This is a genomic window from Bradyrhizobium valentinum (assembly GCF_001440405.1).
GTDB classification, from domain to species: Bacteria; Pseudomonadota; Alphaproteobacteria; order Rhizobiales; family Xanthobacteraceae; genus Bradyrhizobium; species Bradyrhizobium valentinum.
Genome location: NZ_LLXX01000001.1, coordinates 9,598 through 35,086 on the forward strand (window position 1 = coordinate 9,598; position 25,489 = coordinate 35,086).

Consider the following 25,489-nt stretch of genomic DNA (forward strand, 5'->3'; position numbering starts at 1 on the left):
ACTGCGGTTGTAAGCGTGAACAGGACCAAGACCGGAATCAGCAACGCCAGGATACCGATCACTGACGGCATCAGCTTCCAGTCGCCGAGCCACCCTCCAATGAAATTTCCCACCGTGAGTCCAATGCCGAACAGCAGCAGCATGAACGTGACCTCGTGCGGCGAGATCAATGTCTCCTGGATCGGCGTGATATAGGTGAAGACACTGCAGAGGCTTGCAGACACCGCCACGGTGATCAGCATCGCTAGAATCACCTGCGTGCTGCCTAGCGAGCTCTTTCTCACCGCGACCACCAAAGCCGAACTGATCTTTGCTTCACTGCCCTGGACGTTCCCATAAGGTCAGCTTCTGACCCCGACGGCCATTGATTGCCGAAGTGCGATCCAGGCAACGTGGTTCCGAGCACGGCTTGCGTGCGGGCGACGCCGAACTAAATCGTTGTCACTTGCGGAGAGCGAAAGTCGGTTCGTGACAGCTTCCGAGTCCATATCGCTCTTCGGAAAGGAGATGGAGAAAACGCGAGGCCATTGCCAACAATTTGGAAAAAGCTGCTCAGCTTGCATCCATTGCGACCGACAATGATTTGCGTCCAGGTAACGATGTGCGCGAGAAGAGCGATCGATGAGGAGGTAAGCGCAGCCGAAGGCCAAGAACTGCTTTTGCACGCCATCAGGAGCGCTGAGCAGCGCGTGAGGTTCGCTTGTTCAGAAGCTGATCGATAGGAATCTGCAACTCCTCAGCCCGCTCCTGTCGATCCTTCTCGCGAAACTCTCGCTCCCGTTGCTCGATGGCAACCAGTTCTTTTTGCGCTGCTTCGAGAAACCGGTCGCGCGGTGTTACTGCTAATCGCGCTGTTCCCGTCATTGCTCACCCGGACGTTTGGCCTCCAGCCATTCTACTCAACTATTGGAACCGGGACAGGTTCGCGTCCCTGTGATCAAAGCTTCACAGATCTGCGGCAGGCTTAACCAGCCGGGATTTAAAGACCCGGCCGGGGAAGTACCAACGCACCTTGCGAATATACTCCACTCTGGCCAGCGTTGCGTCAAAATAATGGAAATAACCCAACTCGTCAAAGGATGGCGAAAAATGATTGATCAGCAGTTGGCTCGCTTGCGTACGCATCGCAATAATATTCAACACTATCGCAACCTGTTGCAAACCAGCCTGACAGAGCTTGAACGCCAGTTTGTGCAAAAGCGCTTGACGGAAGAGCAATCAAATCTGGAGAGCTTGGCCTCCTCCCTCCCCGATGACTTTCGCGGGTCAACAGTCGGTAGCCCGGAAAGCCGCCTGGCTTAGGCCATGAGGGAACGTGGGCGCGAGCGACCGGGATCCGCGCGGTTCAGAAGCGCAGAACTCTGCTTAACCCAGCCGCCACAGCACGACCAAAAGCGAAGCGGTAAAAGGCAATTCGAAAATTGCCTCTGAGTAAAATGGGCGTTGTCGAAGTCTATTGCTTCGCATGAAGATCACCCTGCGACCATCAAAGCTAGAACGAAAAGTAGTAATCCGGCGTGAATCGCTACCGTTACGGTGAGCAGCCCCTTCGGTTGCCGCGCTATTCTAGGAGTGGAGCTCATCTCATCGTCTCCCTTCAGCCGATCACAGCAACAATCAGCGTCGCACGAGCGACGTTCCGTGACAGTTCTATGAAATAAGGCGAGGAAGACAATGACAGTGTGGGTCTATGTCGACATGAGCAAGGAAGCTGAAACCGCGATCACCTCAAGGTCTTCGCCAGCGAGGAATCCGCAGAAACATGGCTCCAGTCCCGAAGGCGTGGCCTTCGAATACGAAGTGATCGGCCCAGAATAAAAATGGCCCCAGCGCGAAGCCTTGCGCCGAGGCCATACAAAGTATTCCCATTTCAAATTGCCAGATGGAGTAGTGGGTACCCATCCAGCGTACCGATAGAAGCGGGAAAATGTGGCAACGTCTGTCCAATAGTGAACAGAACGCGGAAGATTCTTGGACCTGCCAGCCCTGCGGCGGAGCCGTCCTTAAGAACCTGCAGCCTTGCTGAGAGTCGATATTCATCATCGCTCCCCGGGGATCGTGGAGACAAACCGGGAGGAAGTGGCGGCCCCAGCTTTTTTCCAGCAGCTGGGGCCGTTTCTCGTTTCAGAAGCCGTCAATTCGCTTTCCGAGGTTTGGAGCACGGCCCCACCTTCAGGGGGCTTGGGGGCTTATCGGCGGGACCGTGCTAGACCAGCTTGGAGAGACTGGCCTCCGGATTGAACTCCGCCTAGGGCCCCGTGTTCCTAGCCGCTGGATCAGATCGGCAACAACCGGCAACGCCTCAGGAAACCGTTTCCGCCCGCAATCAGCAACGCGGCCCGACAATGTTCAAAGCCAACCAATCTCGATGACGCGCCACGAATGCCGGATGTGATTCATCGTTTGCGGCATCACCCCCCAAGACACTCGCAATCGTGAATTCGGATTTCCCGCCGCGGGCTACCCTCTACAGCGGATGGCCACCAGAGGAGGACGCCATAGCGCGGGATCCTTGGACGCTAGCAGCTCTCTTTGCTTTGAGCATGAGCCTGGGTTCTCGTAGTGGAGCGCCCTCAAGAGAACGTGGTACGGGTGGAAACTTCCCATTCCTTGAAGGTCCGATCGGGTCCATGTCGATCAGGCGTCGAATGTCATTGACGCTTAGCCAACCCCACTGACGACCGAGGGCGAATGAGCGGTATTGCGCCTCCAAATTGGCACGCACGACTGCCGCCGTGTTGATTTTGAAGTAGGGCTTGCTCCTCCAACTGCAACGCGATTGAGAAGTTTTCGATTTACCTCTTGCTCAATGCGCACTACCCACGGCATCATGGCTAGAGCGAGGAAGTTCAGACCCGCTTGCTCGAAATTGCCAAAAGTTTGTTTGCTGGTGTCGCCAATCATCTGTGGCGGCACGCCGAACCAGCGCGCAATGGTTTCGACGCTGAAGCGGGCGTTGAGCGAGGAACGAGCTTCCTGAACAGGTAGATGCCGCTTTCCGGATGCCGCTTCGGAGTGCCGAGCGAGGTGACCATCTGTGCACCGACTTTGCGTACCGAGGGCCGTCCGGAAAACCCTTTCGTTTCAAAAGGTCTGCTGTTTTACTGCTGTTTCTCGAGGGAATGGCGGAGAGGGAGGGATTCTCATCCCCTTGTATTATGCGTACAGTGGGACTTTCCTGGCAGAGCCGCCGTACGCATAAGCTGGCGGCCACCTAATCGCAACTTTCCCTGTTAGATTCTCGCCGAGCCCTTGTAAATGCTCGATCAGTGGCCATAAATCGTTTCAACATCGGCGCGACGAGTGACGCCGGATCGACAACCTTACCTCCTGCGCGCTTGACGGCCTCGGCATAGGCGACCAGATCACGATGGATTGCCGCCGATAGCTTTACTGTCAAAGTCACTGGCTTGTCGTCTTCCACATTGTCGATCTTGAGCTTTGCCATCATATCATCCTCGGTACGGCTCGAGTACCAAGTCGCGATTGACAATCACGCGGACTGGAAATCCCGGGCGGATTGTCAGGGTCGGTTGGATGTTGAGATTTCGGCGAACCACCTGCTGTCCAGCTTGGTTTAGTGAATTCGCAGCGCTCAAGCGGAGCGCCTGAATGATATCCGTGTTGCTGCCGGTATCTGCACCCGAGCCAAGCTTCGCCCCCACGCCAAGAACGGTCGAGAGGAGCGCAGCCTTCAGCTCGGCCCAGTGATTGTCGACCTCATCCTCGAGACCGGAATATCCGCCGGCGTCCGCACCCTGTTGCCGTTCCAACACGATCGAGCGACCGTTCGGCATGATCAGGCGCGTCCACACCAACAACACCCGCGATTGTCCAAATGCGACCTGGCTATCATAAATACCTATTAATCGTGCTCCCTGCGGAACTAGCTTGGCGCGGCCGGTCGGAGTGTCAAAAATGTTTTCTGTAACTTGCGCGGTATACGGTAAAGCGCTTGAGGAATGGAATCGCTTGCGCTTCGTCACCGGTCTCGGCGGCGCGTCGCTTTTCGTCGCTCGGTACGAAACGGTCGGCATAGACCACGGTGGTGCCGCGCTCACCTTTGCGGACGTGTCCGCCAAGCGACAGCGCCTGGCGAAACGTAAGCCAGCTTTGTCCCGTAAAACCTTGTTCGATCGTGCTCCCCCAGAGAAGCAGAACGTTGATGCCGCTGTAGGTCCGATCGGTTGAAGCATTTTTCGGCATGGCCAAAGAAGCCTTCGCCGCCGCGGTGCCCCAGGGCTGCACCCACGGCACTCGGCCGGCCTCAAGTTCAGCGATAATCTTGTTGGTGATTTCGTCATAAAGGCTTGTCCGGTCCCCACCGGTGCGCGCCCGAAGATAGTGTCTGGACATCGCGGATCTCCGCGACGGGCGCCGCGAGCCTCTCTCGCAGCCTGTAACCCGTCACGGCAAAACCCAGCCGAACTCTTACTCTCTCAGCCTCGTTCGCGCGGAATCGACGCCGTGTAACCATGCGACCGCATGGGGTCGGCATGCGAAAGCCCGGCTTGGCCCTCGCCGCACGCCACAAGTGAGAGAATGAGAGAATCGCAGCCCGCCTTCCGTCCCATTTCTTCATGGGACTTGGCCTTAAGATGCCTAGGGCCGCAGTCCCCGATCAGCGTGCGCCAAGGGCGCCTCGCCTCAGCGGAAAAAGGCACCCGCAGGAGCGTGAGCATAGCGACGCCGAAGGCGGCACGCGGGACCGAGTGCAGCGACGCAACCGGTTAAGAGGGTACCCGGGAACGGGGCAGTGATAGCGACGCCGGAATACTCCATGACGGCGGGAACCCTTTCCCGAGTGCCCCCGGCGAGGAGCTCCGCAGTCTTTGCGCAAGGGAACGACGCCGAACGGCCGAGACGCGTCAGCGGCTTGGTTCTCGAGAGCCCGCTGCGGCGGAAGCCGCATGCGCACAAGCAAAAAAATCCGCTTAGACTTGAGTCAGAAGATTAGATTTCCTCGCGCGCGTTCGTCTGCGCGTCATAGATCCTGATCTGAAGCATGGGAAAGCGCTTCTTCAGCTCTTCTCCACCTGCCCTTGCGCCGTCTCTGGTTGCAAATTCGGCTTTGAGTCGGCCGTCCACTTCGGGCGCGTAACCAGAGGCCGGCAGTTCACCGTTGGCTGCAACCATAATTTTCCTTTTGTGCAGTGAGGCGGTTGGGATTGATTGGTTAGCGTGAGTCACCCAAACCACGCTAGAGCCACCTGCACGACTGATAGGGCCGGCTGGCGCTCCGCGGGCTTGTTAGCGCGGCTGCCAAAGCCGGGAGATGTTTGGCCAGAAGCTGAGCGAAAGCTATGGCTCCAACTCTTGGAAGGCAGTTTCAAGCTCATCTACAAGGATTCGGCACCGCAACTACCGCTTCTTGGCACTGGAGCCGCCAGCTGAGGCGGCCTCTTAGTGTGGCAGGAGTGTTTACTGAGACCGGTCAGTTCGGCGGAGGATTAAGTTCTCGGAGCGTGTAGATGGGGAAAGTTTCAGCGTTGATCTGTCCGTTCCCATCCGCCCAATAACAATCCACCTGATCGCCCCTGATAGTGTCAACGATCATCAATGGCCCTCCCGAACGCAGCCGAACAAGATCACCACCCTGTAATGCTGGTGCCGTTTTGTTCTGCATTGAAGGGTTCGAGGGAGCGGTCTCGGAAAAGGCAGGAGCCGATAAAGGCACACCGAGCGCGCCTCCGAGGGTCAATGCAATTGCGATCGAGCGCCATGTTGTAACTGCAAGCATGTTAAACTCCATATCGGTAAAACAGATATGGAAATGCAATTTCACCGTCACCACTAAATTGCATTTTAGAAATCGGTTGGGCTGCGTCCGCCCGGCGGTCTGTTCGTGGATACACACAAATTAAGCCACCGCAATTCAACTTAGGCCACTAGGGTTAAATAGGCCATTCACCTTGACTGGCTCCATGAGAACAAAATAGGACCATGTCCCATCGACGGTCAACCTGGAACGGCCATGTCCTCGGTCTCTCAGCCGAATGAACAGGACGATGGGTTGGAAGCGTCCGTCGACCAGGCGATCGCCATATGCGGCGGCGATACGCGTGCGACTGTTCGCGCGCTGATCGTCCCCAACAACCATCTGGAATCGGAGATAGCGGAGCTGAAGAAGGCGGTATCGCATGCCTACACGCGCGGACGCTTGCGGACCTACACAGGATAGACGTCAGAGGTGGTGAGGTATCGATGAAGCATCATCACGGATAACCAGACCGAGCAGATGGGAGCTGACATGGCGATCCAGTTCATGCTCGGGACGCTATTTCAGCTCGTGTCGGAAAGGGCGGATGACCCGCGCGGCTCCGTACGGATGTTCATAGGGAACTTACTGATCTCATGGCGGCCTATAAGCTGCCATCGATGCCGGAAGATGCTGACCGAAAGGTTCGAGCTGCCGCTGGCCGGATTCTCGACGGCATCATGATGCGATCATTTGGGGTGAGGAAGGCATCGTGACGGCCGGGACCAACGATTTTTCAGATGCGCGGAGTGCGTTGGCCAGGCGAAGTCGTTGTCCATGATCGTCGAGAGCGAACGCTGAAATGTGCTGGTGTGGACGGCCCCTCATCCCCACGGTTCTATGGCGCTCTCGGCGTCACAGCTAGATGAGAGGAAAGTCTGATGAATCTTCCTATTCGCATCGGTATGGATACTTCTAAGTCGGTTTTCCAGCTTCACGGTGTTGACGAGAACGAGGGGGTGGTTGTCCGCCGCCAGTTTCGGCGAGCTGAGATGATCCGCTACTTCGAGCGGCTTCCGCCGGTTCTCGTCGCCATTGAGTCCTGCGGCAGCTCGCATCATTGGGCGCGCCTGCTGCAGTCGTTCGGTCACGAGGTGAAGCTGATCCCACCTCAGTATGTGAAGGCTTACGTGAAGCGCGGTAAGAACGACGCGGCCGACGCCGAGGCGTTGTGTGAGGCGGTCACCCGCCCGAGCATGCGGTTTGTACCGGTGAAGTCGAAGGAACGGCAAGCGGCCTGCATGTTGCTGACCGTGCGGGAACGCCTGGTCAGCGTGAAGTCGCAGCTCTCCAATGCTTTCAGGAGCTATGCAGCTGAGTTTGGCATCGTCGGCCCCGCCGGCCGGCAGAACGTCACGGCACTCATCAAGCGGGTGCTCGAGGATGACAGCTTGCTGGAAATGGCGCGGGACCTCTTTCGCCTTCAGGCGGAAGAGTATGCCGCGGTCCAAGCTCGCCTGGCAAAGATTGAGGCCAAGCTAATGAAGTGGCACCGCGAGGATGACATCAGCAGGCGTATTGCGACGATTCCCGGCGTCGGTCCGATTGGGTCGTCCATGCTAAGCATGAAGGCGCCGCCGCCAGAGACGTTCAGATCAGGCCGTGACTTTGCGGCTTGGCTCGGACTGACACCCAAGGATCATTCAACTGGCGGCCGGCAAAGACATGGCGGTATCACAAAGGCCGGAGATTCAGTGCTCCGATCGACGTTGATCGTCGGTGCGACCGCGCTGCTGAGGCATATCCGAAAGGGTCGTCATAAGCCCACACTCTGGCTCCCTTCGCTGCTGGAGCGAAAGCCGCCGAAGTGGGTCGCGGTGGCCTTGGCTAACAAGTTCGCCCGCATCGCTTGGCGCTTGATGATATCGGGCGGAGTGTACAACCGGCCGGTAGCCGCCATGCCTATCTGATCTGAAATTGGCGCCGCGAGCGAGGTTGCTCGGCGGATAGCCCACGAACTTGCAGGACGCGGTAGATGGAAGGACCGATCGGTCGATACGCGCGAGCTTCCGTAGAATACACTGGCATCATCAATGTCGCCTATGTGCTTGGAGCGTGCGTAGCGAACACCATCTCGGCCAGCGGACTTTGTCCGCGCAAACAGGCCGGACATCTGATAGCAAGCGATCAGGTCAAAAGTCTGCTACCATCCTGACAAGTGGGGGGCCGTCCACATCTGCAATCTGTATTCGATCACCACGAACCAAGAAGCGATTGCTGGCCTGTTCCGACGCATGAACTGGTACGTCGGCAACCTGCCGCCGATGCCCGGTGTTTTTCCCGATTATCCGGCCCCGGTAATCCGCAATATCGGTGATGCTGAAGAGATGGTGTTGATGCGGTGGGGCATGCCGCCGCCACCGAGGAACGGCGGTCCGCCAGCAACCAACATTCGCAACACGTCCTCTCCCCACTGGCGCGGCTGGTTGACGTCCGAGAACCGCTGCCTTGTGCCCGCGAACAGCTTTGCCGAATACGCTCCGGAGCCGAATCCGGAGACCAGGAAGAAGGACGTCGTCTGGTTTGCGCTCGACGGCAGCCGGCCTCTGTTCTGCTTTGCCGGCATCTGGAACGAATTCAACGGAGACCGCGGCACGAAGTCAAAGCCGATTCCCGGGCCTCACCTCGTCTATGGTTTCTTGACGACATCACCGAACGCGATCGTCGCACCGATCCACTCGAAAGACTATGCCGGTGATCCTGACGACCGAGGAAGAACGCGACGTCTGGCTACGCGCTCCGTGGGACGAGGCGAAGGCGCTCCAGCGTCCGTTGCCCGATAACGCGCTGCAGATCGTCATGCGCGGAGCCGACAAGGAAGACAAGGCGGCGGCGTAGGTCCGTATGCGTGGAGCCGCCGGAACGCAGGGAGGGACCGAAGGACGTCCTCTTCTGGGGTCGCAGCGCAGATGATCTCATTGCGATTTGAGCGAGAATCATCGAGCGTACGGTCAGCATTCCCAAGGCGACCGGCACGTTTATGCATCGCGAACCCGGTTCATTCCCGAGAAGCTGCTCGGCCTGTTCGAGCGCACGAATTGGCCGATGGCTACTGCCTGGTCCGCCTCGTCTCGCACACCGACTGGGCAGCAGGGACGAATCTCATGCAATACATCGTGCTGATTGCCGTGATCGGCATCCTGCTTCTTCAATTGACCGGCTCGATTCCGCTGGACAGCGTCGGTGGGTCGATGGTGATCGCGCTGGCTTTCTTCGCCGCCGCACTGGTTGTCGCGATCCACGAGGCATGGACGAAGAAACGGGGTGTGCTTGGCTGGATTGTGAACATCGTTGTTTCGTTCGTCGGCGCTTTTCTGGCCGCCCTCCCGGCGGCATGGTTGTGGTAATGATACTCAGCCTGTTTCTGGATGTATCTGGGTCGCTGGCGGCCACGGGAGGTCCCGTGGCGTCTGTCGCGCTCGCCGGCATGATGGTCGTCACGCTGCTGGGATCGTGGGGCGCGCTATGGATCGTGATCCGGTGGCGATGAGTTTGTTCAGTGGCGAGCGTGCGGCAGCCACGGCTCATTTGGTACGATTGGTCTTCTCCATTTCCGACTGGACGACGGAGCTTGTGGCACGAAACAGACCTGCCGATCGGCGCTGACAATGTCCGTTGCTCGGGGTAGACCGGAAGTGGCTGGCCGAACGTCAAAGCGACGCGATTGGTAGAGTCGGAATGTGGCGCGGTGACTGTAGGTCGAACATATCTGTTGCCGCCTCTTTCGTTTGGCGGTGCCTTACTGGTTCGGCCATGGCTCCGTTTCCACATCCCGCTCATCGAACCGGACATGCAGATCTCCCGCATCCGGCTCTCGGACAAGACTTCACGCCTTCACCCACGACACGTCGTGCCCAAGCCGGCATAGGCGTACGAGCCCGAAGTGCCCGTAGAGATGCGAGAGTGGATAGGTCCCGCCCTTGCGTCGCCTGACCTTGTGCTTGATGCGCAACCACCGGCGCAACCGCACAGCAGTGTAATTGTCGATCGCCCGATACGCTATGTTAACAGTGCCAACGCTGAAGTAGTTGGCCCATCCGCGTAGCGCGCGGTTCAACCGATCCACCAACTCCGTGGTCTCTTGCCAGGTACCCGCTCGGTCGGTCAGGACATGGACCTTCTCGACCATGTGCCTGATGCTTTTCTTTGATGGCCGTTGGCCCAGACGGGCCTTTCCGGTTCTCGCTGAGTACATCCGCCCAAACGTGTATCCCAGGAAGTCGAACTCGCCTTCCGGCACCTTGCAGATTCGTGTCTTCTCCTCGTTCACCGTGAGCTTCAACCTGCCCATGATCTCGCGCAGTCGTTGCAACGCCTCATCGGCGGTGCTTTTCCGGCACAGGATCACGAGGTCATCGGCGTAGTTCACGATGCGCGTGCCGAGACTGTGCTCCAGCCCGAGCTTCTTCCAGCCCAGCACAAACCGGCGCATGTAGAGATTCGCCAGTAGCGGTGAGATGGGTGAACCTTGCGGGATGCCACGCCGCTTGTCCCGGGCCTCGGTCGTGCGTGTCTTCCGTCCTCGATCATCGGTTTCTTCCACGGGGCACTCCAGCCACATCTTGATCAGATGCAGCACGCGCCGATCAACAATCCGGCGCGCTACCGACTTTAGGAGTTCGGCATGGGGGATACTCCCGAAGTAGTCCGCGAGGTCGGCGTCAACGACTTCCGGATGGCCTCGGAACAGCAGCCCTTCCACCTCGATCACCGCCTGCTGGGCGTTTCGCCCGGGACGGTACGCGTACTGTTCGGGTGGAAGGTCGGCTTCGAAGACCGGTTCCAGCACCAGCATTGCTGCTGTCATGCAGACCCGATCCCGCAGGGTCGAGATGCCCAGCGGCCTGAGTTTGCCGTTGGCCTTGGGTATGAACACTCTTCTGATGGGGTCCGGTCGATAAGTTTCTTGCCTGAGAGCAAGCGCCAGTTCGCCAAGCCACCGCCGCACCCCATACGCCTCGACGTCCGCGAAGTTCTGGCCGTCCACCCCTGGCGCGCCCTTGTTGGAGCGGCACTGGGCATAGGCATGCGCCAGAATGTCCTCGCGGCTGATCTTGTCGTACAGGGCGTAGAAGCGATAGCCGGCTTCTGCCTTCGCTTTCGCGTGCAACGCCTTCTGCAGTTTCTGAACAGTTTTCGGAGTTGATAGGTTGCCCAATCTCCAAATCCCTCACCACTTGTTGCGTCTGTCTTGAACTGAGGTCCCTTCCCTCCACCGGCATTACCCGGCTTCAGCGGTACTACGAACCTCTCCGTATCCCAAGGCGCCCGGCCTGTCCCTCGCGGGCATTCGGTTGATCATCCCTGACCACGCCTTGGGGTCTCCCGTGTTGCGTACGCTTTCCTTGTGTACATGCTGTCGCCACTACCCCGGCGCAGCGGCTGGGCGTACTGCTTCGCTCATTCACCCAGCCGTATCAGCCTTCCCCGAAAGGGTCGTCGGGTCGGCCTGCGCATCGTCCTTTTCGAGGCTTGCTCGGCGTTTACTCGCGTTACGGCCTGCACACTCGCGCTGTCACCGTATATCGTGACACGCTAACCAGAGGCTTCAGCCACTTCGTTACCTCCATGACTGCTCCGGTTGCTTCCGGCTGGAGCGGTTGCCGGGTGGGACTTGCACCCACTGGAAAAGCGCCGCCTTTTCACGGCGCACACCCTGAGCGGACCTCCCGCGAAAAGTTTGTTCCGGGTTTACGTTTTGCGTTACGTCGCGTGTGTGTGCACGCCACAACATGGCTATGAGGCCCTCACTTAAAAGGGCTATTGAGTTGTGTAAGCGCAGCGAAACCCGATGTAGACAGCGTAGAAGTCGGCCGACTTCCACTGCACGGCTGACGATTGCGTCTTATCCGCACCGTACCACCACGATCCGCCCGCCGTCAGTGCTTCATCGCCGCGGCGATCCGCTAGCCACTCCCAGACGTTGCCGCCCATATCGTACAGTCCGTTGACGCCCCGCTTGGTGGTACCGACCGCCGCATGCCGCGGCCAGCGATCTTTGCCGGAGGTGTTCATGCCGTCAGGACTTTCGCCGACAGGATAAGGATATGTGCGTCCCATTGCGAAATCATCGGCAGGATTCGCACGTGTTTCGGTGTAGGCGGCTCTCTCCCATTCTTCCAGGGTAGGCAAGCGTCCGCCCATGGCTGAGCAGTAGTCGCGAGCTTCGCTCCATGACACGTGCACCGCCGGCTCATCGTCGGTGCCCGGTTCTCCGAACGGAGTCGACCATGTCCAGCCGGTGCGACGGATCCAGCCGCCCGCGAATTCGTGACCGCCTCCGTCCCGTTCGGCCGCGGTCTTTACCCCGCTGTCGGTAGTGAATTTGCGAAACTGGCCGATCGTGACCTCGGTCCTGTCAATGGCAATTTTGTCGAGCTTCGAGCGGCCGCCGGATTCGGCGCTTGCAATGCTGGCTGCCGCCATCAATCCACATCGAAATGCAATCCAATGCCATTTCATGTTTGAACTCCACCTGAACTCGCGGTTTTACGGCGAGCAGGCGCGCTGACGCAGCGCGCCTGCCGCCGATATCAGCTGATGCGCTGGCGCAATGCCGCCTGCGACCGGCGAATAACACCCTGATACATGCTCTGCTTGTCCGGATACCATGGCATAGACGCAAGATTTGCGAAGCCAGCAATGCTTTCCATATGCCGCGCCATCCGCTGCCGCATGGATTGATCCGGCTGAGGACCGCGCAATGCGCCGACATTCTCAGCTGCGTGATCCGGGTTCGATGTTGCGGCGAGAACGGTCGTCACCGCCGGATGGCCCATCGCCCATTTGATGAAGAACTGCGCCCAGTTCTCCACGCCAATTTCGCGAGCAAAATCCGGCAGCGGCCGACCCTCGATGATTTTGTGCAGGCGGCCTTTCTCCAAAGGCATGTTTGTCAACACGCCGATGCCCTTGTCGCTGGCCGCGCGGAGGACGCGCTCCTCGGCATTACGGTTGAAAATCGAATAGTTGACCTGGATAAAATCTACCAGATCCTTGTCTATCAGGCCGGCAAGAATGTGATGATATTCGTTCTCGTGGACCGAGGCGCCGACGTAACGAATCTTGCCCTCCTTCTTCCACGCGCGCAGCAGCGGCACGATCGCGTCGACATTGACCAGGCTGTGGCAGTGGAACAGGTCGATCTTGTCGCGCCACAGCCGAAGCCTCGACTGTTCCATGCTGGCCAAGGCGTGGCTCTCGTCGGCGAGGTAGTCGCCGGTCGACCAGATTTTGTTGCTGATGAACATCTGATCGGTCACGCCCATGCCACTGAGAAATCCGCCGACGCTGATCTCGCCCGTACCGTAGAGCGGCGACGTATCGACCACCTGGACACCCGCATCGACATATTTCCTGGTGACCTCGCGCAGCGCGTCGCGATTGCGGCCCGGCAGCATGTCAAAAGTCAGAAACGTTCCGAGTCCGAGCGCGGGCAGGCTTTCGTTGGTGCGGCCGATCGTTCGGGTGAGTACCGGCCCGGCCGCAGGCGCACGCGACGCAGTGCCTGCTGGCGCTTGCGCACTGGCGGTCGGAACGCCAATTGCAGCTGCGTGAACAGCTGTCGCTGCGATGGCGCCCATCGCGGTGGCGGTGCCGAGAAACTGGCGGCGATCGGTCGCCATCGGTGAGCCCTGTGGTGTCTTATCCATTGCAAATCTCCGTGATATGCCCTGCGGCAATTGGCAGGGTCGCTTGCCAATAGAAAAGATCGTCCTCTTGTTTTGTCGCGCTGGTTCCTGACCCGATCTGTCCGATCCTGATGCGACGACGGTCCATTTCCGTCTTGCAACGAATTGCGGTCCCGGCTTGCATGTGTATTCAGGCAAGGTCGCTGCTCAGGAAGTCGCCATGCAACGTGATATTGAGGATGCGTCGACAATCGATCGGTTAAGTTCCCGGCCGGCTGGCTGGCGGCGCGCCCAATGGGCGAACGGCGCATTCGAAACGGCGCATCGGCCAATGACGTCGATCGTCGAAGGACGCATCCTGTCGCCAAATCACCTCATCATGGCGACGCTGTCCGGCGGCGCCGAGCGGCATGAAATTTTGGCTGATGGCGGACATCGCTATGACGGCCCCGATTTACCGTCGACTGTTTCATTTCTGCCGGCTGGCTGCGAGCGACGGCTTCGGCTTCACAATGTGGCTTGGCGATGGGCAGCTATCGCGCTCGATCCCGCGAAAATTTCCGGAATTGCTGGCGCATCGATCGAAGCACTGGGCCCCCTGTCAGGGTCGGAAGACAGCTTTGTCTGGAACATGCTCGCGGAGTTCGAACGACTTGACGCGCTGGAGGGAGGCCTCGACGCGATCTATTGCGACACAATGAGCCTTGCTCTCATTCTATATCTTGCACGCCGATACGGTGGTGCGAGAGTGAAGGATACATCGATTAAGCTGCCGGCGTGGCGGTTACGGCGCGTCACCGAATTCATCGACGCGCATTTGAGTGCGACCATTCGGATTGCCGATCTCGCTGATCTTGCGCAGCTCTCGGAAGGCCATTTCCATCGCGCGTTCAGGGCAGCGACAGGACGGACTCCGCTGGAATTCGTTCATGCGCGGCGTGTCGCGATGGCAAAACAACTGCTGGCGAGCAGCAAGCTTTCGGTCGCGCAGATGGCGCTACGCGTAGGCTTTCTCAGTCCCGCGCATTTTGCCCGCGTCTTCCGGTCGGTGACCGGCCAGAGCCCATCCCAATATCGACGCTCATTCCACCTTTGACCGGGAAAGTAATTCCTGGCGCCCCGATTTCGTGAGGCTTTCTGGATACTGGTGGCGACCACGTCCGCTGTTGGCACCTTTGCGAGATGCCGACTACTGAAAATGTCTGCTTATCGGGGAAGATCGGAAGTAATCAGCCGAATGTCAGAACGGCGCTTTTTGACCCACAACGGAAGTGGGTGGCGGGTTCTCCTTTCGCCTTGCCTTTGATCACGTGCTCACGCCGCTTCCGCGCAGTCGTGTCCACGATTAGCATCGCAACGTCCTGCTTCATGCGAAAGCACACAGGCTGAGTAGGCCGTTCAGGCCCCGCGAGTCGTGCCGCCCGCTATTGCAGGCTTATTGGCGGGTAGTAGAGCGAAGTCCCGTAGAAGTCCGCTGCCCCATTCTTCACGGACCTTGAACGCAGCTAGCTACGTGATCTGCGCGACGGGCGAAGTATTTGACCTTCCAAACAGCCGATGTCTCGATCGGCACCAACGAGTCATATGAGCGACTGGAGCTAGGACTCCATCGACCCGAGGCGTTCATTGACTTCTGCATTGTCAAGTCGCCGCATCATTACGACCACGTGATCATCCTGCGTTCGCTTACGAAAGAGCTGCTCATCTGTCGCACCACTTAGCTCATTTGTCACAGTTTGATCCGCTTCCGAAATTGCTAATAGAAGCTGGCGGTACCAAGGTGGTAACGCAAAAAAATGGCCGGAGCTCGGAACGCTATTCTGGGCGAAATCGGCATCAAAGGAGAAATGAAGTGCGCAAGGTCATTGGAGCCGCAGGGTTTGTAGCGATGGTGTTCACAGCGTTACCGGCATCCGCTCATCCAAGTGCTTCCTACGATTATCCCTACTGCCTACAAGGTAAAGCTTACGGCGTCCCGGGGTTGTGTCAGTTCACAAGCTACCAGCAGTGCATGGCGACGGCATCTGGGACAACTGCGTATTGTGGGCGGAATCCTCGATTAGCGTACGGATGGGATTCGTTGAAGCCTCACAGCAACGGTCACCACTCGCCCGCACTGACAAGGTGATTGAGTGAGCGTGGCGACTTCCTTGTTGCCGCCAGTCTGCGGTTCAAAGTCGGGCAGAGCAGACATGCTCTGCCCAAAGCATTTCAGACATTCAACCTGTTCTGCTGTTACGAGAGAATCTGTGACTTCGATGCCGAGATGGTCAGCGCACCGTTCCTGTAGTCGTCTCTGTACCGGCGGCTGGCGGTGGGGTTTGGTCTCGCACCGTTGATCCCGGTATTCCGCTTGGACCGGGATTGGCGGGAACATGCGCAGTGTTCTCTCACCCTATGAATACTCGCTTTGACAGATACGATGCCATTTTTCCCCTATGCTCGGTAGGCAACGAGAACGGCACCGCACGCGATCAGAATTACGCCGAGCCAATTTGGCAGCGCAAGCCGTTCACCCAAGAAGAGCACTGCGAAAACTGACACGAAAACGACACCGAGCTTGTCCACGGGAGCAACGCGCGCGGCATCTCCAAGCTTCAAGGCGCGGAAGTAGCAAATCCAGGAAGCGCCTGTCGCGGCACCCGATAGGATGAGGAACACCCAGGTTTTCGCGGACACGCTGGACGGCTGTTGCCAGTTCCCGGAGGCGTAGACGATCAGTCCGGCGACCGACAAAATGACCATGGTGCGAATAAACGTCGCAAAGTCCGAATTGACGTTTTCGATGCCGATCTTTGCGAAGATGGCTGTTAGGGCCGCGAATCCTGCGGAGAGCAGCGCCCAAAATATCCAGGAGAGCAGCAGATTTTTCATGAGACTGCCCGAACAAACTGCAGCGCCCCGATCAGGGCACCAACGGACAGCGCTACCGAAGCCATCACATAGGCAAATGATGCCAACGTCTGTCCGCGTTCAATCAGATAGTAGGCGTCCAGTGAGAATGTGGAAAACGTAGTGTAGCCCCCGCAGATGCCCACCGTCAGGAATGCCCGCATTGCCGGCGACAAGTCCCATTTGGAGACGAATAGGCCGATGAACGCACCAATCAAAAATGAGCCGGTCACGTTGATTATGAGCGTGCCCCAAGGAAAGTCCGCTCCGAACAGCTTTCCCGATCCGATGCCGACCAAATATCGCGCGACTGATCCGAGCGCGCCGCCGGCTGCTACAGCAAGAATGAGTTGAGGGGTCATATGCACATGCTCCTACCTGCGCTCTCGCGCTTAGTAGGAGCCATCAGCCAACACGGCGGTTATCGGGGGAACCCCTGATCAACAGGAGCCAGCTTAGATAAATGGCGCCTGGGCGGCTTGTTGCTTTCGGCAGAAGCGGCCGCCTCTGATCCGATCATTCCGGCATGACTTCCGGCTTGTTCTTGGGGAATTTTGCGATCGTAGCCTCGCTCACATTCAGGTGCTGGGCAACCATCTCCGGCGGCGTGCGGGAAATCCAATCAGACAGGGAGACATCTGCGAAATAGGGCGCCCTGAACACTTCGAGGAACTGCAAGTCGGTGTCGCCTGTGTTCTTGATATAATGTCCGAGGTTCTTCTTGACGTAGCCGATGTCGCCCGCGTTGAAATCCATGGTGACGGCGTTCGGGCCGGTGTTGAACACCGTCATTTGCCCTTTGCCCTTGATCCAATACTGCCATTCGTCGGCGTTGGGGTGCCAGTGCATCTCCCGCAGGCCCCCGGGACGCACCGTGACCAGTGCGGCGGCGACCGTTGTGGAAACGGTGAAGTTACGGCTGTCGGCGATCCGCACCGAACCGCCCTTCGTCTCGCGCGCCGGGGCTCCCGATCCAAGCGAGAAGGTGAAAGGATGCGGCGGCACGCCGTTTCCGCTCACCGCCGCGCGGTCGGCGGCCAGATCGCCCGGCAATTTGCCTTGGAAGATGTAGAGGTCGCGCAGCGGAATATTCTGGAACGTCTCGACCGGAACACCGAAATTATCGCCGAGAATATCCGGCGGCGTATGCGTGAACCATTCCGACATCAAGAGGGTGGTGAACTCGGAGGCCTTGCCTTCATCGAAACAGATAAGGAACTCGCAGCCGTCCGGGCCGAGCCCCTGCAGCGAATGCGGCAGGCCGGCGGGGAAATACCAAAGGTCGCCTTCTTTCACGTCTGCGATATAAGGTCGGCCCAATTCGTCCAGAGTGGTAATGCGGCAAGTGCCGTAGGTCATGTAGGCCCACTCTGCAAACTGGTGCCAGTGCATCTCGCGGATGCCGCCGGCCGTCAGCCGCATATTGACGCCGGAGATGGTGTCCGCAACCGCAAAGGAGTCCTGCGTGACCTGACGGGCCCAGCCGCCATTTTGAATGCGCCGCGGCGCGTTGTTGAATGACGCCCAGCTTAGCGGCATGCTGCCGACGTCGGTCGCAGGCGGAGAAAATGCCCCAGGAAACTGGTCCCTTATCGCCGGATTTTGCGGACCGGGATCGGTGATGCTCCTTGGATTCTTGGCGTTGATTGCACCCTGCGGCGGATCGTTGGGATTGCCGAAGGTGATATCACTCTTCACCGGAGCGGCATTCGCCGTGGTCATTGTCGCAGCCGTCATCGCCCCACCTACGGCTGTCGCCGCCAACATGTCACGCCTCGAAAACATCGTCTGTCGCTCCTCGTGCGAGAATGAAATCTGTAAAATGAAGAATAGTCGCGAGCTTTTCGTGCGCCACTAAATTGGGATTTAAATTGCGCGCCGGATGCTGTCACATTCCGCAATCGCCACCTTCTCTCCAATCGGATGCGTGCCGATGCGAGTGTTCGCATTGGGGACGGCGGCGATCCTTGTTGCGAGCACCGGCGCAGCGCCGTCCCAGGATACCAAAGTCCGGGGAGTGAAGTTCCTGCCCGAAACGGGGATGTGGTGTCCACACAGATTGCCCGCACAATCGCCGGATCAGCGCGAATGCTCTCTACGGTGCATGAGTCTCTTGTTAGCACTTTTCGGACCTGACCGGCTGGTCTGACGATGTCCGTTTCGCGCGGGCAAAGCGGACTTCGCGGCAGGACCCGCCGACTTTCGAGTTTGACCCAAAGGCGACATCGTCAACGACAGCAGGACATGCGGCGCTCGATGATGACCCAAGGTGTGCGAGGTTCTGACGTGGAGGGCACATCGGGCGTCAAGCTCGGACTTCATCGCCGTGTTCGTTTTTTACCGCCCCGCTCGCCGTAGATAGAACCCCACTTTTTGGATGTCCCGAACCTCAGACCAAGGTAGGCTGTCCCAGTTCGTTGAGAGGCCCGCTTTTAGAGGGGCGCCCCCATGGAATGTCCCAGCTGCAAGGCCGACGTTCCGGACGGCAGCAAGTTCTGCAACGACTGCGGCGCAGTCGTCACGATCCGCTGCGTCGGCTGTGGTACCCAGAACCGAGCCGGATCGAAGTTTTGTTTTGAGTGCGGCGCGAGCCTGGCCGCCCCGCCGGACGGCACGCTTGCAGCAGCTCCGACGGTAGCCTCAGCTCTTCAGCAACCTCTCTCGAGCGCCGAACGTCGCCAGCTGACGATAATGTTCTGCGATTTAGTTGGATCCACAGCGCTTTCGACGCGGCTGGATCCCGAGGACACGCGGGAGATCATCAGCGCGTACCACCGATGTTGCGCCGAGACTATTACGCGCGCCGGTGGCTTCGTCGCTAAGTATATGGGCGACGGTGTGTTGGCGTATTTCGGATACCCACAGGCACACGAGGATGATGCCGAACGGGCGGTGCGAACCGGGTTGGCCCTTGTCGCAGAGGTTGGCAAACTCACTGTCACATCGGGGTACACCCCCGAGATCCGGGTCGGCATCGCCACGGGATTAGTGGTGGTCGGCGATCTCATCGGCGAAGGCGCCGCTCAGGAACAAGGGGTCGTTGGGGAAACGCCGAATCTGGCCGCCCGCCTGCAGGCACTCGCCGCCCCAGGGCAGGTCGTAATCTCGGCTGGAACGCACCGTCTTGCCGAAGGCCTCTTTGCGTTCCACGACCTAGGCGCAGTTGCGCTTAAGGGATTTGCCGAGCCGGTGCCCGCCTACGTCGCCTTGAGCGCGACTAGCATCGAAAGCCGCTTCGAGGCGCAGCACGAGAGCAGATTGATGCCGCCGGTCGGACGCGGAGAGGAATTGGACCTGCTGTTGGGGTGTTGGCGTCAAGTACAGCAAGGCGAAGGCAGGGTCGTCTTGCTCTCAGGCGAGGCGGGCATCGGCAAGTCGCGTTTGTTGCGTGCCCTGCGGGAGGAGATCGGTGCGGGATTGCACGCACTGGCGATCTACAGCTGCGCGCCTCACCTGAGCGCGAGTCCGCTGGCGCCGTTGATTCACCAGCTGTACCGCACTTCCGGATTAGAAACCGATCACCCGCCCGATGTCCAGCGCCGCCGGCTTGAGACGTTCGTCGAGCAGCATTCGTTGGCTGGGGATGCGATGTCGCTGCTCGCGACGTTGCTCGGTGTTCCGAGCGACGCAGGTATTCCCCAGCTCGATTGGACGCCCCAACGGCAAAAAGAAAGCACGCTGGTCCTCTTAATCCAATACTTGACCGCGGAGGCGCGTCGCCATCCGCTCTTGCTTGTTTTTGAGGACCTGCATTGGATCGACCCATCCTCGCGGGAGTTCCTCGATCTTTTAGTCGATCAGATTCCGACTCTTCCGATCTTGGCCGTTCTGTCGTATCGACCGGACTTTACGGTGCCCTGGCCTGAGGCACCACACATCACGTCGCTGCGGTTGCTGCGCCTAAGTGCAGCGGCGGCGGTGAAAATTGTCCTGGGCATTACCGGCAAACCACTGCCAAGACAGATTACCGAGCAGATCGTTGCGCGAGCAGATGGTATCCCGCTCTTTATCGAGGAGTTGACGAGGGCGGTGATTGAGAGCGGGCGGCTGAAGCAGGCTGCAACGGTTTGGCTTCTCGACGAGCACGTCGCGCCGGTCGCAATCCCGCTGACGCTGCACGACAGCCTGATGGCCCGGCTTGATCGCTTGGGCAACGCTAAGAGCGTGGCGCAGATCGGCGCGGTGGTTGGTCGTGTGTTCGAGAGATCGCTAATCGCTGAGATTGACGACCGTCCGGTGGCGGAATTGGGCACAGCTCTGCGATGCCTTACCGATGCCGGTCTGATCGTGCACCAAGGCGACGCTACTTACGCCTTTAAGCACGCGCTTGTCCGCGACGCCGCGCACGAGAGTTTACTGCTCCGCCGCCGCCGCGAGCTGCATGGCCGCGTCGCTGACGCCCTTGCGGGGCATCAAGGCACCTTGCCCGAGGTTCTCGCGAGCCATTGTGCCGAAGCCATGCGGATCCCCGAAGCGATCGATCACTGGAAGCGCGCTGGTGAGATGGCGGTCGCTAGATCGGCCAATATTGAAGCTATTGATCACCTCGAAAACGCGTTACGAGTGCTGCGGCAGCTGCCGGAGACACCGGACCGTGCTGGCCGTGAGATCGGTCTACAGATCTTGCTGGGTGTTGCGCGGATGGCGGTCCAAGGCTATGCGGCGCCGGACGTGCAGCGTGCGTACGGTCGCGCGCATGAACTATGTCGTCAACTCGGCGACACTCCTCAGCTTTTCCCAGTGCTGCGCGGCCTTTACGTCTACCACTTGCTTCGCGGCGAACTCCCGGAAGCGCACGCGTTGGGTCACCAGCTAACCGAGATAGCAAAAGAAACGGGCGATGATGGCCAAGCTCTTGAGGCGAATTTCGCCCTAGGTCAGACATTGTTGTTTCACAAAGGCGACCTTGCGATGGCGAGCCGCTATCTCGCCGCGGGCGCCGCCCAATACGATCTTGAGCGGCACCGCACCCACGCGTTCCTCTTTGGTCAGGACCCCGGTGTATTCTGCCTCAGCCTCTTGGCTTGGGCTCGGCTCTTTGAAGGCCGCTTTAGCGAGGCTCTATCAACGCTTGAGGCAGCCCTCGCCTTGGCCGAGCGCGTGCGCCATCCGCTTAGCGCCGCCGCTGCTCTGATGTTTGCTGCAGTCGCGCATATATGGCTGCGGCACATAACGCGAGCAGAGCGATACGCGGATCGTTTGATAGCGATATCGACCGAGCAGGCGCTCCCGTTCTTTGCTGGAATAGGAAGTCTCGTAAAGGGTGCGGCGGAAATGGCGCGCGGCGCTGAGGGGATGAAAAGAATCGAGGAAGCGATGGAAATGTACGGGATGACCGGCACACGGTTCGCCCAAACTATTGCCTGGGACTACGCGGCACGGGCGTCCCTTCAACTCGGCCGTCCGGAAGTGGCGGGAGAGTATCTGCGCGAGGTAATGCCCCACGCGCTATCGGACCATGGTGAAGCGTATATCGCACCCGAGCTACTACGTACCGAGGCGCTGGTCCACCGCGCTCTCGGCGACACTGATGGAGTTGAAGCTAGTTTGCGGCAGGCGGTAGTGCGGGCAGAAGGGATGGGGGCGGCCTTTTGGCGTCTGCGAGCCGCGTGCGATCTCGCCTGTCTCTGGCGCGATCAGGGCAAGCGCGCTGAAGCTCGCGATCTGCTCGCCCCGATTTACGGCCGGTTCACCGAGGGTTTCGGCACGCCCGACTTGGAGGAGGCCAAAATCTTGCTCGACGCGCTAGCGCCATGAAGGCACTCGTGGTTGCGAGGACGCTAAGGAAACGTCGGCTCCTGGCACGTTTGAGACATGCCGGTGCGGTCTGACGATGTCCGGTGATCGGGGTGGAGCAGAAGTCTCGTTTCGGGACCGTCAGGACCGTTGTTGACCCCATTCGGACATCGGCCCTGAGCAGCATGGACGATAGAATGCGTCGATTGCAGCCTGTGCACTTCTTGCGGGGGATCTTCCCGCTGCGGAAAATCGCGGTGTTAGCGGTGCGCGGTGCAGGTTGAAAGGGTTGCGCAATATTACGGAATTATGACAGAGCCCCTAAGCAGAAGCAAAGCCCCAAGTGAAAATGCGAGAAGACAAACCGTGGTGCCCTTGGTAACGCGCGACACCAACCGATTTTCGGTCCAGGCCGTCGTGCTCTCCTTAAATCCGAAATGATCATAATCACCGAAGGAATTACCAGCCACAATGAAGCTTCCTACGAGCGTTGGTAATCGACTGTTAGCTGGGCTGCCGCCAGCGGACCTTGGTTTGCTCGCCCCCCACCTCCGGCAAATATCGCTCAAACAAGACGCGGTGCTGGTGCGATCGGGAGACTGTAATGAACAGATCTATTTTCCCCGCAGCGGGACGATCTCGTTCATGGTCGACATGCCGAACGGACAAACAGTAGCAACCTCGATCATCGGGCATGAGGGGGCGGTGGGCATGCTATCGGTGCTGGGGCCCTCCCGTTCTCCTACCACGGCGGTCGTGCGCGTGGCCGGGATCGCATCGCAGATCTCTGCATCCCGATTTCATGCAGCCTTCGGTCAGAGTAGCGCCATCAAACATGCGGTCCAGACCCACACGAGGGCAGTGTTGATGCAGCTTCAGCATGTGGCCGCCTGCAATGCGCTGCACGCTGTCGAGGCCCGCACGGCCCGGTGGTTGCTCCACATCCACGATCGAATTGATGGCAACTTCATGCCGCTGACGCAGGAGGCGCTTTCGGAGTTGCTTGGAGTTCGGCGAACGACAGTTACGCAGGTTGTGAGCAAACTGCGGGCGTCGGGAGCTGTCCTATCTGTCCGGCGGGGCTTGGTCGAGATTGATAGACCGCGGCTCGAAGGAGTGGCATGCGAGTGCTACAAGGTTATGTGCTGCCAGTATCACCAGATCTTTCCCGCTGGAGATAACGAAGCCTCGCAGTCAGGCCGCACCGGCAGCCAAAACTCCGTTTTGGCCGAATGGGACCCAAATGATTCTTCGTAAAACGATGCATAGCCTTCCGAGTAGCCCTCACAGGCCGCGATCCTCGGAAGAACGACTGCCGCCTTGCTTCGCGTTGCTTCATTCAGCGGAAGCCGGATGATTTGGCAATTTCCATTGGCGACGACTTCGTCTCTCAGAGAACGACGGAAACGGCATCGATTGTTCGACGTTCGTGTTCTGCCTTATGCCGACTTTGCCGGTCCGACTTGCGCGATCACCGAATCCAGCGGGTAGACAACAGGAGAAATAGCGCCCGATTTCCTCTGTACTTGGCCGCTGGCCGGGTGCTTTCAAATCCCCCCATAATCGTGGCCCCGCAGCGGTCACGGACCCGCCATTCCCACCTGGTCGGGCTTCGCTTGGTAATCAACACTTCCAACACGGCGTGTCCCGCATGCTCAGTTGCTTACTTTCACGATACGTACGGGCTTTAGACTGTCTGTTCGCTTTTCGACTCTCAGATGTAATTTGATGAATGTGGGTGTGTTAGAACACAGCACGTCGAACAACACCTCCGGCGGAATGTCGTGACCACGTGTTTGGCGAGGCCGCGCGCCGATGAAGTGATCGAATCGGCCGGCAATTGCTGTGATGCATGAGTCCGTAGATGGCACTTTTGAGACATGCCGACGAACGCTGAAATGTCTGCTCATTGGGGTAAATCGGAAGTGTCAGCGCATAGTCGAAATGACGCGTTTGAAGCGGACCTCCGCCTTCGCCACTAAGCTGGCGTTCCGACCAGCGACCTGTAACGCTGACCTTATCAAATTCCGGTAAGAAGCGGGATATTACGTATGTCCTACGGCGATCATGTGGTAGCGGTACGGCTGCGCTCCCAGAAGAAGGCTCAATTGTGTTATACCTCGACCTCGGGATCGTCGCGATCCTGATTGTTATTAATGGCCTACTCGCAATGTCCGAGTTGGCGATCGTTTCGTCCCGGCCATCGAGACTGGCTGGCCTGGTCGGAAAACGTGTCAAGGGCGCCCGCCGTGCCCTCACCTTGGCATCCGATCCCGGCAAATTCCTGTCCACTGTCCAAATCGGAATTACGCTGATTGGCGTGGCATCGGGCGCCTTCTCTGGCGCTACGTTAGGACTGCGCCTTGCATCTTGGCTGGTCGAGGCAGGACTGTCGCAAGGCGTTGCGGAGACGGTCGGGGTTGGTGTTGTCGTCGCGGTCATCACCTATGCCTCGCTGATCATCGGCGAACTTGTTCCGAAGCAGATTGCGCTCCGTGATCCCGAGGCCGTGGCCGTCAGGGTTGCTCCTGCAATGGTGCTGCTGGCCAAGGTCTCGCTCCCGCTAGTGTGGCTGCTCGATCGATCAGGCAAGGTGCTGCTGTGGCTGTTGGGCCATCGAGAAAAAGCGGACGATAGGGTGAGTGAAGATGAAATTCGAACGCTTGTTGCTGAGGCAGAAACAGCGGGTGTCTTAGAACCGGGCGAAAAGGAAATGATCGCCGGGGTGATGCGACTCGGCGATCTTGCCGTAGGGGCGGTAATGACTCCGCGCCACGAAGTAGATTCCATCAACCTCGCCGATACTCCCGCCCAGATCGTCGCCAACCTTTTGGACAGCGAGCACTCCCGTCTTGTTGTCTTTGACGGCGATAGCGAGGGTGCAATAGGCGTTGTGAATGCTAAGAACTTACTTGACGTCTACTTGGCCGATCAGAAGCCGAAGTTTCGCGATTTGGTGCGCGAAGCACCAATCATTCCGGAATCCCTTGATGCTCGAGATGTAGTTACGATTTTGCGCGATGCGCCGGTGCACATGGGGCTAGTGCACGACGAATATGGCGTTTTCCAAGGTGTTGTGACGAGTGCCGATATTCTTGAAGCGATTGTCGGCTCTTTTAGTACGAAAGACGGGCCTGCTGAGCCTGCTGCCGTAAAGCGCGACGACGGGTTGTATTTGATCTCCGGTTGGATGCCCGCGGTCGAAGCGGCACATTTGCTTGAGATTAGCCTTCCTTTGTCGCGGCCCTATGAGACATTTGCTGGCTTCTTGCTTCAGGAGTTCGGCAGAATCCCTAACGTGGGTGATAGTATCGAAGATGAGGGTTGGCGATTTGAGATTGCCGATCTGGACGGCAGGCGCATAGACAAGGTGTTGGCCAGCCGATTGGAAGCCGCATGAATATGAAAGCCCGCTTCTGGCACGTTTGAGACATGCCGGTGCGGTCTGACGATGTCCGGTGATCGGGGTGGA

Annotated in this window: 21 protein-coding genes, 5 pseudogenes and 1 riboswitch; of the genes and pseudogenes, 11 read left to right on the top strand and 15 right to left on the bottom strand. The window is 58.8% G+C overall.

What is annotated here, in order from left to right; translation table 11 throughout:
- The 3 genes and pseudogenes from CP49_RS45675 to CP49_RS44180 form a co-directional block, all read right to left on the bottom strand.
- A pseudogene (locus CP49_RS45675) lies at window positions 1-242 on the bottom strand (MFS transporter); the annotation flags it as partial.
- A gap of 427 nt (window positions 243-669) precedes the next feature.
- Window positions 670-864: a hypothetical protein gene (locus CP49_RS00070; protein WP_057848270.1), complete on the bottom strand. Its 195-nt coding sequence runs from the start codon at window positions 862-864 to the stop codon at window positions 670-672.
- 81 nt (window positions 865-945) lie between these two features.
- Entirely contained in the window at window positions 946-1,218 is a 273-nt protein-coding gene (locus tag CP49_RS44180; RefSeq protein WP_057848271.1) for a hypothetical protein, read from the bottom strand.
- A 456-nt stretch (window positions 1,219-1,674) separates the two neighbouring features.
- Between CP49_RS44180 and CP49_RS44185 the strand changes: the two genes are divergently transcribed.
- The gene (locus CP49_RS44185; protein ID WP_156437886.1) at window positions 1,675-1,818 is read left to right on the top strand and encodes a hypothetical protein; all 144 of its coding nucleotides are present in this window, start codon (window positions 1,675-1,677) and stop codon (window positions 1,816-1,818) included.
- A gap of 843 nt (window positions 1,819-2,661) precedes the next feature.
- Here CP49_RS44185 and CP49_RS49090 read toward each other — a convergent pair.
- The 6 genes and pseudogenes from CP49_RS49090 to CP49_RS42105 form a co-directional block, all read right to left on the bottom strand.
- Window positions 2,662-2,940, bottom strand: a pseudogene (locus CP49_RS49090) (phage portal protein); the annotation flags it as partial.
- A gap of 274 nt (window positions 2,941-3,214) precedes the next feature.
- Entirely contained in the window at window positions 3,215-3,448 is a 234-nt protein-coding gene (locus tag CP49_RS00080) for a DUF2274 domain-containing protein (protein WP_057848306.1), read from the bottom strand.
- Window positions 3,449-3,452: 4 nt separating this feature from the next.
- Window positions 3,453-3,941, bottom strand: a pseudogene (locus CP49_RS00085) (TraB/TrbI/VirB10 family type IV secretion system protein); the annotation flags it as partial.
- Window positions 3,940-4,356, bottom strand: a pseudogene (locus tag CP49_RS00090) (ArdC-like ssDNA-binding domain-containing protein); the annotation flags it as partial. The pseudogenes CP49_RS00085 and CP49_RS00090, both read right to left, overlap by 2 nt.
- 597 nt (window positions 4,357-4,953) lie before the next feature.
- Complete coding sequence (locus CP49_RS00095; RefSeq protein ID WP_057848272.1) at window positions 4,954-5,136, bottom strand: hypothetical protein; 183 nt, start codon at window positions 5,134-5,136, stop codon at window positions 4,954-4,956.
- A 298-nt stretch (window positions 5,137-5,434) separates the two neighbouring features.
- Window positions 5,435-5,791: a DUF2158 domain-containing protein gene (locus CP49_RS42105; RefSeq protein WP_156437888.1), complete on the bottom strand. Its 357-nt coding sequence runs from the start codon at window positions 5,789-5,791 to the stop codon at window positions 5,435-5,437.
- A 183-nt stretch (window positions 5,792-5,974) separates the two neighbouring features.
- Here CP49_RS42105 and CP49_RS00100 point away from each other — a divergent pair, with 183 nt between their 5' ends.
- The 5 genes and pseudogenes from CP49_RS00100 to CP49_RS46830 all read left to right on the top strand — a co-directional run bounded on the left by CP49_RS00100 (window position 5,975) and on the right by CP49_RS46830 (window position 9,248).
- Window positions 5,975-6,181 (top strand): hypothetical protein, encoded by a 207-nt coding sequence (locus tag CP49_RS00100; protein WP_057848273.1) that lies wholly within the window; start codon window positions 5,975-5,977, stop codon window positions 6,179-6,181.
- Window positions 6,182-6,639: 458 nt separating this feature from the next.
- Complete coding sequence (locus CP49_RS00110; RefSeq protein WP_057848275.1) at window positions 6,640-7,668, top strand: IS110 family RNA-guided transposase; 1,029 nt, start codon at window positions 6,640-6,642, stop codon at window positions 7,666-7,668.
- A gap of 264 nt (window positions 7,669-7,932) precedes the next feature.
- Window positions 7,933-8,596 (top strand): annotated as a pseudogene (locus CP49_RS00115) (SOS response-associated peptidase).
- Window positions 8,597-8,796: 200 nt separating this feature from the next.
- The gene (locus CP49_RS46825; protein WP_057848276.1) at window positions 8,797-9,105 is read left to right on the top strand and encodes a hypothetical protein; all 309 of its coding nucleotides are present in this window, start codon (window positions 8,797-8,799) and stop codon (window positions 9,103-9,105) included.
- Window positions 9,105-9,248 carry a hypothetical protein gene (locus CP49_RS46830; protein WP_245310419.1) on the top strand — a complete coding sequence of 48 codons (144 nt, stop codon included), beginning with the start codon at window positions 9,105-9,107 and terminating at the stop codon, window positions 9,246-9,248. The genes CP49_RS46825 and CP49_RS46830 overlap by 1 nt, the downstream gene beginning before the upstream one ends.
- A 336-nt stretch (window positions 9,249-9,584) precedes the next feature.
- Here CP49_RS46830 and ltrA read toward each other — a convergent pair whose 3' ends face one another.
- The 3 genes from ltrA to CP49_RS00135 form a co-directional block, all read right to left on the bottom strand.
- Window positions 9,585-10,916: a group II intron reverse transcriptase/maturase gene (gene ltrA, locus CP49_RS00125; RefSeq protein WP_057848277.1), complete on the bottom strand. Its 1,332-nt coding sequence runs from the start codon at window positions 10,914-10,916 to the stop codon at window positions 9,585-9,587.
- Window positions 10,917-11,518: 602 nt separating this feature from the next.
- Window positions 11,519-12,184: a formylglycine-generating enzyme family protein gene (locus CP49_RS00130; protein WP_245310421.1), complete on the bottom strand. Its 666-nt coding sequence runs from the start codon at window positions 12,182-12,184 to the stop codon at window positions 11,519-11,521.
- 107 nt (window positions 12,185-12,291) lie between these two features.
- Window positions 12,292-13,383 carry an aldo/keto reductase gene (locus CP49_RS00135; RefSeq protein WP_156437890.1) on the bottom strand — a complete coding sequence of 364 codons (1,092 nt, stop codon included), beginning with the start codon at window positions 13,381-13,383 and terminating at the stop codon, window positions 12,292-12,294.
- A 337-nt stretch (window positions 13,384-13,720) separates the two neighbouring features.
- Here CP49_RS00135 and CP49_RS00140 point away from each other — a divergent pair, with 337 nt between their 5' ends.
- On the top strand, window positions 13,721-14,485 hold the full coding sequence (locus tag CP49_RS00140) for an AraC family transcriptional regulator (RefSeq protein WP_197422980.1): 765 nt from the start codon (window positions 13,721-13,723) through the stop codon (window positions 14,483-14,485).
- Window positions 14,486-15,241: 756 nt separating this feature from the next.
- Entirely contained in the window at window positions 15,242-15,517 is a 276-nt protein-coding gene (locus CP49_RS42120; protein ID WP_082645801.1) for a DUF3551 domain-containing protein, read from the top strand.
- Window positions 15,518-15,825: 308 nt separating this feature from the next.
- Here the strand turns inward: CP49_RS42120 and CP49_RS00150 are convergent, their stop codons facing one another.
- The 3 genes from CP49_RS00150 to CP49_RS00160 form a co-directional block, all read right to left on the bottom strand.
- Window positions 15,826-16,263 (bottom strand): EamA family transporter, encoded by a 438-nt coding sequence (locus CP49_RS00150; RefSeq protein WP_057848282.1) that lies wholly within the window; start codon window positions 16,261-16,263, stop codon window positions 15,826-15,828.
- Window positions 16,260-16,643 carry a fluoride efflux transporter CrcB gene (gene crcB, locus CP49_RS00155; protein WP_057848283.1) on the bottom strand — a complete coding sequence of 128 codons (384 nt, stop codon included), beginning with the start codon at window positions 16,641-16,643 and terminating at the stop codon, window positions 16,260-16,262. Before crcB ends, CP49_RS00150 begins: the two co-directional genes overlap by 4 nt.
- Window positions 16,644-16,673: 30 nt before the next feature.
- Window positions 16,674-16,718, bottom strand: a riboswitch (Fluoride riboswitch).
- Window positions 16,719-16,797: 79 nt separating this feature from the next.
- Window positions 16,798-18,066, bottom strand: coding sequence for a cupin domain-containing protein (locus CP49_RS00160; RefSeq protein ID WP_057848284.1), 1,269 nt, complete (start codon window positions 18,064-18,066; stop codon window positions 16,798-16,800).
- A 663-nt stretch (window positions 18,067-18,729) separates the two neighbouring features.
- Between CP49_RS00160 and CP49_RS00165 the strand changes: the two genes are divergently transcribed.
- The 3 genes from CP49_RS00165 to CP49_RS00180 all read left to right on the top strand — a co-directional run bounded on the left by CP49_RS00165 (window position 18,730) and on the right by CP49_RS00180 (window position 25,417).
- Window positions 18,730-22,038: an adenylate/guanylate cyclase domain-containing protein gene (locus CP49_RS00165; protein WP_057848285.1), complete on the top strand. Its 3,309-nt coding sequence runs from the start codon at window positions 18,730-18,732 to the stop codon at window positions 22,036-22,038.
- A 450-nt stretch (window positions 22,039-22,488) separates the two neighbouring features.
- A complete protein-coding gene (locus tag CP49_RS00175; protein WP_063791597.1) occupies window positions 22,489-23,274 on the top strand; it encodes a Crp/Fnr family transcriptional regulator in 786 nt (261 codons plus the stop codon).
- An 853-nt stretch (window positions 23,275-24,127) separates the two neighbouring features.
- Window positions 24,128-25,417: a hemolysin family protein gene (locus tag CP49_RS00180; protein ID WP_057848287.1), complete on the top strand. Its 1,290-nt coding sequence runs from the start codon at window positions 24,128-24,130 to the stop codon at window positions 25,415-25,417.
- The last annotated feature ends 72 nt before the right edge of the window (window positions 25,418-25,489 follow it).